The sequence below is a fragment of the Ferrovibrio sp. genome (assembly GCF_029255545.1).
Taxonomy (GTDB): domain Bacteria; phylum Pseudomonadota; class Alphaproteobacteria; order Ferrovibrionales; family Ferrovibrionaceae; genus Ferrovibrio.
Genome location: NZ_JANLJJ010000056.1, coordinates 32,577 through 44,082 on the forward strand (window position 1 = coordinate 32,577; position 11,506 = coordinate 44,082).

The following is an 11,506-nucleotide window of genomic DNA, read 5'->3' on the forward strand; positions in this document are numbered from 1 at the left end:
GGCGGCCGACGCCCGCGCGGCGGCGCTCGATACCATCCGCGCCGCGATGCTGATTCGCAACTACCGCATCCGCGGCCATCTGATGGCCAACCTGGATCCGCTCGGCATTCAGGCGCCGGGCGCGCATCCGGAACTGGAGCCGCAATCCTACGGCTTCACCGATGCCGACATGGATCGGCCGATCTTCATCGACAACATGCTGGGCCTGGAGAGCGCGACTCTGCGCGAGATCCTGCAGATCCTGCGCCGGACCTATTGCTCGACCATCGGCGTCGAGTTCATGCACATCTACCATCCGGAGCAGAAGGCCTGGATCCAGGAGCGCATCGAGGGCCGCGACAAGGAAGTCCACTTCACCAACGAGGGCAAGAAGGCGATTCTCAACAAGTTGGTGGAAGGCGAGATTTTCGAGCGCTTCTGCCACATGAAATTCACCGGCACCAAGCGGTTCGGCCTGGAAGGCGGCGAAGCCCTGATTCCGGCAATGGAAGCCATCATCAAGCGCGGCGGACAGCTCGGCCTGAGGGATATCGAGCTGGGCATGCCGCATCGCGGCCGCCTCAACATCCTGGCCAACGTGATGGCCAAGCCTTACCGGGCGATCTTCACCGAATTCAAGGGCATGGCCTATCACCCGGACGACTTCCAGGGCTCGGGTGACGTGAAATACCATCTCGGCGTCTCGTCGGACCGCGAGTTCGACGGCAACAAGGTGCATCTTTCGCTGGCAGCCAATCCGTCGCATCTGGAAATCATCAATCCGGTCTGCCTCGGCAAGTCTCGCGCCAAGCAGACGCAGCTGGGTGACACCGACCGCGGCCAGGTGATGGCTGTATTGCTCCACGGCGATGCGGCTTTTGCTGGCCAGGGCGTGGTGGCCGAGTGCTTTGCGCTGTCCGAGCTGCGCGGCTATCGCACCGGCGGCACCATCCATATCATCGTCAACAACCAGATCGGTTTCACCACCAACCCGTCCTATTCGCGCTCCTCGCCGTATCCGTCCGACCCGGCCAAGGTGGTGCAGGCGCCGATCTTCCATGTCAACGGCGACGATCCGGAAGCCGTGACGCATGTGGCCAAGATCGCCACCGAATTCCGGCAGAAGTTCAAGAAGGACGTGGTGATCGACCTGTTCTGTTATCGCCGCCACGGCCATAACGAGACCGACGATCCGTCTTTCACCCAGCCGATCATGTACCGCACGATCGCGACGCATCCCACCACGCGTCAGATCTATGCCAAGCGCCTGGTCGATGAGGGCGTGATCTCGGAAGCCGATGCCGAGGGCATGGTCACCACCTTCCAGAACCATCTGGAAGAGGAGCTTGAGGCCTCGAAGTCGTTCAAGCCGAACAAGGCCGACTGGCTCGAAGGCAAGTGGACCGGCCTCGAGATCGCCTCTGGCGACGACCGCCGCGGCACCACCGCCGTCGCGATGGAAACGCTCAAGAAGGTCGGCCTCGCCATCACCAGCGTTCCCGACGGCTTCAATATCCATAAGACACTGGCCCGCAATACCCAGAACCGCCGCGCCGCCATCGAGGCGGGCGAGGGTATCGACTGGGCAACGGCGGAATCGCTGGCTTTCGGCTCGCTGCAGCTGGAGGGCTTCGGCGTGCGCCTGTCAGGTCAGGATTGCGGCCGCGGCACCTTTAGCCAGCGTCACTCGGTTTGGCATGATCAGCAGAGCGAAGAGCGCTATGTGCCGCTCAACAACGTTGCCGAAGGTCAGGCCAATTACGAGGTGATCGACAGCCTGCTGTCGGAAGCCGCCGTGCTGGGCTACGAATACGGCTACAGCCTGGCCGAGCCGAATGCCCTGGTGATGTGGGAAGGCCAGTTCGGCGATTTCGCCAACGGCGCCCAGGTGGTGTTCGACCAGTTCATCTCCTCGGGTGAAGCCAAGTGGATGCGCATGTCCGGTCTCGCCGTGTTGTTGCCGCATGGCTATGAAGGTCAGGGGCCGGAGCATAGCTCCGCTCGCCTGGAGCGTTATCTGCAACTCTGCGCCGAAGACAACATGCAGGTGGCGAACTGCACCACGCCGGCCAACTATTTCCACATTCTGCGCCGGCAGATCCACCGCAAGTTCCGCAAGCCGCTGATCCTGATGACGCCGAAGTCGCTGCTGCGGCACAAGCTGGCTGTCTCCAGGCTCACCGACATGGGGCCGGGCTCGTCTTTCCACCGCGTGCTGTGGGACGATGCGCCGCATGACGATGCCAAGATCAAGCGCATCGTCCTGTGCACGGGCAAGGTCTATTATGACCTGTTCGAGGAACGCCAGAAGCGTGAGCTGAAGGACACGGTGATCCTGCGCGTCGAACAGCTCTATCCGTTCCCGCATAAAGCGCTGATCACCGAGATGAAGCGTTACAAGAACGCCAAGACGGTGGTCTGGTGCCAGGAAGAGCCGAAGAACATGGGGGCATGGAGCTTCGTCCAGCCCTATATCGAAACCGTGCTCGGCGAGCTCGACATCAAGATGAAGCGGCCGCTCTATGCCGGCCGCGTCGAAGCGGCTTCGCCGGCCACCGGCCTGATGAGCAAGCATAACCAGCAGCAGGCCAAACTGGTAGACGACGCACTGACGGCCTGACCCGGGACGGGGACATCCGAGGGGCGTTTTTTTAGAGGGAAGTAAAACATGGCAGTCGAAATTCGCGTCCCGCAGCTGGCGGAATCGATCTCCGAAGCCACCGTCGGCCGCTGGGCCGTCAAGGCCGGCGAGGCGGTGGCCCGCGACCAGCTGCTGGTCGAACTGGAAACCGACAAGGTGACCGTCGAGGTCAACGCGCCGGAAGCCGGCACGCTGGGCGAGGTTCTCGCTGCTGAGGGCGCCACGGTGCAGGTCGGCGACCTGCTCGCCACCCTGAATGCCGGTTCCGGCGCTGCGGCGAAACCTGCTGCCAAGCCCGCCGAGGCCGCCAAGCCTGCCGCGCCGCCGGCCGCGCCGAAGGCTCCCGCTGCGGCGCCTGCCGCGGGGCAGGCTCTGCCGGCCGCAGCCAAACTGGCCGCTGAAAAGAATGTCGATGTCTCCGGCGTTGCCGGTTCGGGCAAGGGCGGTCGCGTCACCAAGGGCGACGTGATGGATCTTCTCGCCGGCGGCGGCGCCGCTCCGGCGGCCCGTCCGGCCGCGCCGGCCGGGCCGCGCGCCAATGCCGAGCGCGAGGAACGCCAGCGCATGTCCAAGCTGCGCCAGGTGATTGCCCGGCGCCTGAAGGAAGCGCAGAACACCGCAGCCTTGCTCACCACCTTCAACGAGGTGGACATGTCGGCGCTGATGGCTGCCCGCAAGATGTATGTCGACGGTTTCGAGAAGAAACATGGCGTTCGCCTCGGCTTCATGTCCTTCTTCGTCAAGGCCTGCGTGCAGGCGCTGAAGGAATTCCCGGCCGTCAACGCCGAAATCGAAGGCGACGACATCGTCTTCAAGAACTACTTCAACATCGGTTGCGCCGTGTCGACCCCGACCGGCCTGGTCGTTCCGGTGGTCCGCGATGCCGACCAGATGTCGTTCGCCGGCATAGAGAAGACCATTGCCGATCTGGGCAAACGCGCCCGTGATGGCAAGCTCGGCATCGACGAATTGCAGGGCGGTACTTTCAGCATCACCAATGGCGGCGTGTTCGGCTCGCTGATGTCGACTCCGATCATCAACCCGCCGCAGTCGGCCATCCTGGGGATGCACAAGATCCAGGAGCGTCCGATGGCCGTGAACGGCCAGGTGGTGATCCGTCCGATGATGTATCTGGCGCTGACCTACGATCACCGCATCATCGATGGCCGCGAGGCGGTCAGCTTCCTGGTGCGCGTCAAGGAATCGATCGAAGACCCGCAGCGCTTGCTGTTCGAGGTCTGAGGTCGCAAGGCGATGATCGTCCGGGTCTGGACCACGGGGTATACCCTCGCCCGCCTGGACGATCTCATCGTTTTCGCCCGCAGCCGGCTGGAGCCATTCTTCCGCAATCAGAATGGCTGCCTGGGCTGCTTCTTCACTTACGATACCGATGAATGGCGCACCATCAGCCTGTGGCGCGACCGCGCCGCGGTGGATGCGGTGAAGGATTCATCCGATTATCACGCCATGCTGGCCGATCTGGTCGGCAGCGGCATTCTGCAGGGCAGCCAGAGCACGCGGGTGTTCAAGGCGGCTGGCGGCGGCATTTTCGGCCCGCTGGATTTTTAGGATTCTGGAGGTTTCATCCATGAGCGAACAGGCTTTCGACATCATCATCATTGGCGCCGGTCCGGGTGGCTATACCATGGCGATCCGTTGTGCCCAGCTGGGCATGAGCGTGGCCTGCGTCGAGAAGGATGCCGGCCTCGGTGGCACCTGCACCAATGTGGGCTGCATCCCGTCCAAAGCGCTGCTGCATTCCTCCGAGCTGTACCACGAGGCCACCCACGGTTTCGCCCAGCACGGCATCAAGGTCGGCAAGATCGAGGTCGACCTGCCAGCGATGATGGCCCAGAAGCAGAGCGTGGTCAGCTCCTCGAACAAGGGCATCGAATTCCTGTTCAAGAAGAACAAGGTCACCTGGCTCAAGGGCGAAGGCAGCCTGCTGGGCGGCGGCAAGGTCACGGTGAAGGGCGAAAGCGCCGGCACCTATTCGGCCAAGCACATCGTGATCGCCACCGGTTCTGAAGTGATGCCGCTGAAGGGCATCGAAATCGACGAGAAGCAGGTCGTGTCCTCCACCGGGGCGCTGAAGCTCGGCGCCGTGCCGAAGACCATGGTGGTGATCGGCGGCGGCGTGATCGGTCTGGAACTGGGCTCGGTGTGGAACCGGCTCGGCGCCGAGGTCACGGTGGTGGAATTCCTCGACCGCATCCTGCCGACCAATGACGGCGAAGTGTCGAAGCAGATGCAGCGCGTGCTGGCCAAGCAGGGCATGAAGTTCAAGCTCGGTACCAAGGTGACATCGGCCAAGGCGGCGGGCAAGGGTGGCGTGACGCTGACCATGGAGCCGGCTGCTGGCGGCCCCGCCGAGGAAGTGAAGGCCGATATCGTGCTGGTCTCGATCGGCCGCCGGCCCTACACCGCCGGCCTGGGCCTGGAGGCTGCCGGCGTGCAGCTCGACGAGCGCGGTCGCGTGAAGGTGGATGGCCATTTCCAGACCACCGCCAAGGGCGTCTACGCCATCGGCGATGCCATCCAGGGCGCGATGCTGGCGCACAAGGCCGAGGAAGAGGGCGTGGTGCTGGCCGAGATGCTGGCCGGCCAGAAGCCGCATATCAACTATGACGCCATTCCGGGCGTGGTCTACACCTGGCCGGAAGTGGCCAGCGTGGGCAAGACCGAGGAAGAGCTGAAGGCTGCCGGCATCGCTTACAAGGCGGGCAAGTTCCCCTTCACGGCCAATGCCCGCGCGCGGGCCATGACGATGACCGACGGCTTCGTGAAGATCCTCGAAGACGAAAAAACCAAGAAGGTACTGGGCGCCCATATCATCGGTCCCGATGCCGGCCACCTGATCCAGGAGCTGGTGATGGCGCTGGAATTCGGCGCCTCGGCCGAGGATATCTATCGCACCGTCCATGCACATCCGGCGCTGACCGAGGCGGTGAAGGAAGCCGCCCTGGCCGTGGATGGCCGCACGATCAATATCTGATTGGAAGCGTCATGGAATGCAGAAGGGCGGCCGCTGGCCGCCCTTTTTTTGTCGCTCTGATTGCCCGACAGTGATGATCCGCGACGCAAGACCCTGTGCCACCTTTTGGGCGCGGGGCTAGCCTGGGGTCCTCAGCATGAAATAGCGGTCGTCATTCTGCCAATAGGTGGTGAAACCAAACCGTGCATATAAGGTCTGCGCCGGATTATTCTTTAGGACCGCCAGCGCCACCGGGCGGTCCATGCCGTCCCACTCGGCGCAGAGTCGGCTGAGCAATTCCGTGCCCAGGCCCCTGCCGCGGAAGGCCGCGGCGATAAAGAATTGCTGCAGCAGGATGGCGCTGTCATGGTGCACGACAGTCAGCCACCCGGCATCGACGCAGTCGCATAACACAATGGCGCTGTGGACCGGATCGTAGATGCGGCGGAAACGCACCGCCTCTTCGCCTTCATTCCAGGCGCGGTAACCTGACAGATAGGGGCCGATCCCATCGGCATAAACCGGCCAGACGAAACCGATATCCGCCGCGCGGGCCGGGCGGAGGGTGATGCTGTTGGCGAGCAGGCCGTGCATTGCGCCTTCCGCCATTGCCGGTTCAGTAATGTAGTTCGGCGATCACCACGTGATTATCTGCCACCGGCCAGGATTGCACGGCAATCACCTCGTCGTTGAAGCGGCAGGTCACGCTACGCTGGGCGGTGCCGGCCGGCAGCAGCAGGGTGGAGGTCGAGTTCACGGGAATGCCCGGTGGAATGCCCGGGCCGGGCTGGCCATCGAAGGTGACGATGTCGCCGCGCGCGGCTCCGAAATAGCCACGCGGCCGGGTGATCGTTACGCTGGATGCCGCCGTCTTGTCCTTGTCGGTCAGCACGCCTGGTCGCAGATGCACGATCTGCGACGAGCGCGGGAAGGGTGAGCGGTAGATATGCGTGGTCGGGTGGTCGGGCGTGATGATCACGAATTCGTAGGTCGCGCCGCTGGAGGCGCGGAACGGGCCCCAGTAACCGTCCTCGCCCGTGGTCTGCTTGTGCGCCAGGGCGCGGCGGGCGCCAGTCTTGGGATCGGTTTCGTAAACCTCGACCACGGCGCCGGCCACCGGCAGGTTGGTGCCTGCGCCACGCACGATGTCGTTCACCTTACCGTTCAGCAGCGGGCTGCTCTCAGGCCGGATGGCGGTGGTGGCCGGCGCGCTGCCCATCACGAACTCCCAAGTCGCCGCGAAGGCCTTCGGATGGAAAGCCACCTCGCGGTGATCCAGGCCGGCCAGCACCACATCCTTGGCGCCCTTCAGGGCCGGACCTTCGGCCGTCACGCCGGTCGGCCGGCCCGGCATGCCGAGTGCTGCGCCGTCGGCTTGCGCGAATTTGTCAGCATTGTCACTGCGCGTCGTCATCCAGGTCACGCCGGGCACCACTTCCGACGGACCTTCGTTGAGCTGGCGCAGGAAGGGCGAGGCGCCGTTGAATTCGCTGCCGACCAGGGCCTTGTCGGAAACCAGCACGCCATGGTTCGGCGTGCCGCACAGCACCACATGGCTTACATGGGCCACGCCGCCGCCGTTCTTGATATAATTACGGATCGCGTTGCCGCCGCGCGACGAGCCGACCAGCACCACCTTTGGCGCGCCGGTGCGCCGTTTGGCCTCGGCCACGAAGGTGGCCAGCTGTTCGCGCTGATCGGCCGAAGACGAGCGATAGGCCTGGTAGGTCGCATCCACATTGCGCGCCAGCGGATAAGGGAAATCGATGGCAAACAGCCGGTCGGTGTCGAAGCCGTTGCTTTCCCAGCGCCAGAATGTGGTGTGCCACAGGGCGGCCGTATCGCCGTTGCCATGGACGAATACGATGGGGGCTGCCGTATTGTAGCGCGCGGCGCAGCCGGGCAGGGCGGCGCCCAGGCCCAAAGCAGCGGAGCCGGCGAGGAAATGACGGCGGGTGATGACGGGCTGGCGGATCGACATGGCGTTTTTCCCTGATCATGAGCCGAGGCTTGGGCCGGGTTGCGGTTGCCTCTGGCGATTTAAGCGAGATCGGTGAATACTGTGTGACACACGATAACATGTTCTCCCCGACCTGCCAGCCATGTCCCCGCGTCACCTGATCCTGCTGCTATCCGGGCTGGAGGTGTTGGCGATTCTGCCCATCGCCAGCTTCCCGGCCTTACTGCCCGATTTCATAGCCGCCTGGGGCCTGAGCAATACCGAAGCCGGCTGGATCGCTGGGGTCTATTATTTCGGCTACATGCTGCTGGTGACGCCAGCCGTGATGCTGACCGACCGCATCGATGCCCGGCTGATCTTTATCACGGGCAGTGCAGTTACCGGCGTCAGCACGCTGGCCTTTGCCGTCTTTGCCGACGGATTTTGGTCGGGCCTGCTCCTGCGCGCGATCGGTGGGGCCGGACAGGCGGCCGTCTACATGCCCGGTCTGCGGGCTTTGACCGACCGCCTGAAAGGCGGCGAGCAGAGCCGCGCGGTTACCTTCTATACGGCGAGTTACTCCATCGCCATCTCGCTCAGCTTCACCGTCACCGGCCTGCTGGCCGAAGCCTATGGCTGGCGCTGGAGCTTCGCCGGTATCGGCTTTGGCAGCCTGATCGCCGCTGGCTTGGTCTGGGCCTTCCTTTCGCCGCAGACTCCACCCGGTGCGAAGGCGAGCACCGGCTTCGCGCTACGGCCGGTGCTACGTAATCGTGATGCGATGGGTTATATCATCAGCTATGCCGCGCATGGTTTCGAGCTCACCGCCATGCGCGCCTGGGTCACGGCATTCTTCGTCTTCATCCTGGCCCGCGATGCAGCCCAGGGCGGCTATTGGGCGGCCAGCCTGCCGAGCCCCACCGTGCTGGCTGCCATCGTCACCCTGATCGGCCTGCCTGCCAGCCTGCTCGGCAACGAGCTGGCGCTGAAGATCGGCCGGCGCCGTGCCCTGATGTTGATCATGGGCATATCCGGCGCCATGGGCGTGCTGATGGGCTTCACGGCCGTGCTGCCGGCCTGGGTCGTGCTGCTCTATTGCGCGGTCTATTTCGTTTTCATCTGTGGCGATTCCGGCGCGCTCACCTCGGGCATGATGGCTGCCGCCGAGCCCGAGCATCGTGGCTCCACCATGGCGCTGCATTCCGCCTTGGGCTTCGGCATCTCGGTGCTGGGTCCGCTCTGTGTCGGATTCGCGCTCGATCAGGCCGAACGCGCTGCCGGTGGTCAGGGCGTGGCGAGCTGGGGCGTCGGTCTTGCCGTGATGGGAATTGGTGCGCTGATTGGTCCGCTGGCCCTGTACTGGGCCGGTCGTCGCGGGGCCTGACGTATAGTGTAACGCTTACACCTGCATTGACCGTATCGAGACGATCCGGTCTAATTCCAACGCTGATTAATTGGCTTTGGTTCAACAGTGAGCATGGCATGTGCCAGCGTTGTGAAATGCAGCCCGATGTCGATCTGCTGGCTCTGTCAGGCCAGATCGGCACGCCAGATTGGCGGCGGCAATACAAGCAGCAGCGCATTCTCGACCTGCTCGCCCTGATCGAACACCCCGAAGCCATGCCGCCCGGCGATGCCCTGCGTGTCGGCCAGGAGATTCTGGCCCTCCTCGATGAGATCGGCGGCGGCGCCGAAGCCGACGCATTGTTGTCCGGTCTGCCACGCCTGCGGTCCGGCAATGCGCCCGCCTTCAAGGAATACAAGTGATCGTCCTTCCCCAACTCCGGAAACGCTGCTCATGAATGCTCCCTCGCGCACCACTTTCGCGCCTCAGAAAGCTGCCGTCTTTGCGAAGATCGAGGCCATGCTGCCCGAACTGGAAAAGATCTATATCGATCTGCACAGCCATCCCGAGCTGTCGATGCAGGAAATCCGCACGGCCGGCATTGCCGCCGCCTGGCTCGACAAGCATGGCTTCGAGGTGCATCCCGGCGTGGGCAAGACCGGCGTGGTTGGCTTGCTGAAAAACGGCGACGGTCCGGTGATTCTGCTGCGTGCCGACATGGATGGCCTGCCGGTAAAGGAAAAGACCGATCTGCCTTATGCCAGTGCGCAGACCGGCACCGACCGTTTCGGCCAGTCGGTGTCGATCATGCATGCCTGCGGGCATGACTTTCACGTCACCTGGCTGATGGCGGTGTGCAAGCTGCTGTCGGAAGCGCGCGACACCTGGAAGGGCACGGTGATGGCCGTGTTCCAGCCCGCCGAGGAAACCGGCGCCGGCGCGCGCGCCATGCTGGAAGACGGCATGGTGAAGCGCTTCCCCAAGCCTACCGTGTCGCTGGGCCAGCATGTCATCCCCCTGCCGGCCGGCCGCATCGGCTACAAGTCGGGCGTGGCGATGTCGGCCGCCGATAGCTGGGAGGTGAAGCTGTTCGGCCGGGGCGCCCATGGGTCCAAGCCGCAGAACAGCATCGATCCGGTCGTCATGGCCTCGGCCACGGTGATGCGGCTGCAGACCGTGGTGTCGCGCGAAGTGGCGATGGCCGACAGTGCGGTGGTCACCGTCGGCACCATCCAGTCCGGCTTCAATGAAAACGTCATTCCCGATGAGGCGCTGCTGCGCCTCAACATCCGCACCTTCAAGGAGAATGTGCGCCAGCGCGTGCTGGCCTCGGTGAAACGGATCATCGAAGCCGAGGCCCAGGCCTCCGGCGCGCCCAAGCCGCCCGAATTCTCGGTGATCAGCCAGTTCCCGCTCACCTTCAATGACGAAGCCGCCACCGCGCGCACGGTGGATGGCATGAAGGGATGGTTCGGCGGCGATCGCGTCGTGGCGGTGGAGGCCGCGTCGGGCAGCGAGGATTTCGGCCTGTTCGGCACGGCATGGAACGTGCCTTCGGTTTTCTGGGTGATCGGTGGCACCGACCCTGAGGTTTTCGCCAAGGCGATGAGTGGCGACGATCCCGGCGCCATGCCCGTCAACCATTCGCCTTTCTATGCCCCGGTGCTGCACCCCACGCTGCGGACCGGCGTGGAGGCGATGCTGGCCGCCGCCTATACCTGGCTGGACTGAATTGAGTGTGAAGCCTGACTTACGACAGTCGCCCACATTTATTTCATGCGTCGGCGCGCTGCTGGCTTCGACAATTGTGCCGACAATAGCGGCGTCAGTTTTCTTCGATCTTTACCTCGTTAGCGGTATCGCTGCGTTTGCATTCGCCGTAGCGTTTAGCCATGCTGTGTTATTGGGAATTCCCTTGTTTTTACTTGTTCAGGCAAGAGGTCTTTTCAATTTTTTCTCAGCGGTGGCAGGTGGCTTTCTGATCGGAATACTGCCGCTCGGCATATTGATTTTTCCCATCAACATCTCAGGCGGATCGTCATCGATAGATGGTGTTCTCATGATTTCTGATGGTCTTCCGACTTATGCGGGATGGATGGGGTATTTCGAGACGATCCTCATCTCAGGATTGTTTGGTGCTTTAGGTGGCTTTGCCTTTTGGCTGACGCTCAAGTGTTCAGCCGCGCGAATACGCCGCCATCCAGCATCCAGCTAAAGCTGGCGGGGAAGTCGAAATCGCTGCCGCTGGCGGCGGCCAGAGCCGCGAGGCCCAGCGAGGCGCCGCCCGCAATCTCGGCCAGGAAGCGGTCCTCGCCGTGATCCAGCTTGCGCCATTGCACGGTGATGTCGCGACGCCAGACCAGCAGGCGTTCGCTGCTGCCGGCCAGTTGGATACGGTCGACAAAGGGAGCTTCCGGCTGGTGCACCTGCCATATCTCGCTGACCGGGAATGGCGTGGAAAGCCGCTGGGCCGAGGGATGCAGTGGCAGCGCCAACTGCGCCGTGGCATCCATGTCAGGCAGGTCTTCCGGGCGCAGCAACGCCACGTCCTCGGCATGTTCGGCCATGTTCAACGCCCATTCGAAGGCGGCGATGTCGGGCAGGTAGTGATGGCCGCCCAGATCGGGC

The 11,506-nt window shown here is 63.5% G+C and carries 11 protein-coding genes; 8 read left to right on the forward strand and 3 right to left on the reverse strand.

The window, feature by feature from the left end:
• The 4 genes from Q1J79_RS11545 to lpdA form a co-directional block, all read left to right on the forward strand.
• Nucleotides 1-2,599: 2-oxoglutarate dehydrogenase E1 component (locus Q1J79_RS11545; RefSeq protein WP_300300393.1), on the forward strand; the 2,599-nt coding region annotated here is incomplete at its 5' end.
• Nucleotides 2,600-2,647: 48 nt separating this feature from the next.
• Nucleotides 2,648-3,862, forward strand: coding sequence for a 2-oxoglutarate dehydrogenase complex dihydrolipoyllysine-residue succinyltransferase (gene odhB, locus Q1J79_RS11550; RefSeq protein ID WP_300300395.1), 1,215 nt, complete (start codon nt 2,648-2,650; stop codon nt 3,860-3,862).
• 12 nt (nt 3,863-3,874) lie between these two features.
• Nucleotides 3,875-4,189, forward strand: a complete 315-nt coding sequence (locus tag Q1J79_RS11555; protein ID WP_300300397.1) for an antibiotic biosynthesis monooxygenase — start codon at nt 3,875-3,877, stop codon at nt 4,187-4,189.
• A gap of 19 nt (nt 4,190-4,208) precedes the next feature.
• Complete coding sequence (gene lpdA, locus Q1J79_RS11560) at nt 4,209-5,615, forward strand: dihydrolipoyl dehydrogenase (RefSeq protein ID WP_300300399.1); 1,407 nt, start codon at nt 4,209-4,211, stop codon at nt 5,613-5,615.
• Between the two features lie 117 nt (nt 5,616-5,732).
• Here lpdA and Q1J79_RS11565 read toward each other — a convergent pair whose 3' ends face one another.
• On the reverse strand, nt 5,733-6,188 hold the full coding sequence (locus tag Q1J79_RS11565; RefSeq protein WP_300300401.1) for a GNAT family N-acetyltransferase: 456 nt from the start codon (nt 6,186-6,188) through the stop codon (nt 5,733-5,735).
• Nucleotides 6,189-6,210: 22 nt separating this feature from the next.
• Nucleotides 6,211-7,575, reverse strand: a complete 1,365-nt coding sequence (locus Q1J79_RS11570) for an alpha/beta fold hydrolase (protein WP_300300403.1) — start codon at nt 7,573-7,575, stop codon at nt 6,211-6,213.
• A 121-nt stretch (nt 7,576-7,696) separates the two neighbouring features.
• Between Q1J79_RS11570 and Q1J79_RS11575 the strand changes: the two genes are divergently transcribed.
• The 4 genes from Q1J79_RS11575 (at nt 7,697) to Q1J79_RS11590 (ending at nt 11,093) form a co-directional block, all read left to right on the forward strand.
• The gene (locus tag Q1J79_RS11575; protein ID WP_300300405.1) at nt 7,697-8,917 is read left to right on the forward strand and encodes an MFS transporter; all 1,221 of its coding nucleotides are present in this window, start codon (nt 7,697-7,699) and stop codon (nt 8,915-8,917) included.
• Between the two features lie 98 nt (nt 8,918-9,015).
• Nucleotides 9,016-9,300: a hypothetical protein gene (locus tag Q1J79_RS11580; RefSeq protein WP_300300407.1), complete on the forward strand. Its 285-nt coding sequence runs from the start codon at nt 9,016-9,018 to the stop codon at nt 9,298-9,300.
• A 31-nt stretch (nt 9,301-9,331) separates the two neighbouring features.
• On the forward strand, nt 9,332-10,609 hold the full coding sequence (locus Q1J79_RS11585) for an amidohydrolase (protein WP_300300409.1): 1,278 nt from the start codon (nt 9,332-9,334) through the stop codon (nt 10,607-10,609).
• A gap of 1 nt (nt 10,610) precedes the next feature.
• Entirely contained in the window at nt 10,611-11,093 is a 483-nt protein-coding gene (locus tag Q1J79_RS11590) for a hypothetical protein (RefSeq protein WP_300300411.1), read from the forward strand.
• Here the strand turns inward: Q1J79_RS11590 and Q1J79_RS11595 are convergent.
• Nucleotides 11,047-11,506 (reverse strand): hypothetical protein (locus tag Q1J79_RS11595; protein ID WP_300300413.1); only part of this gene is annotated, 460 nt, incomplete at its 5' end. The genes Q1J79_RS11590 and Q1J79_RS11595 overlap by 47 nt on opposite strands.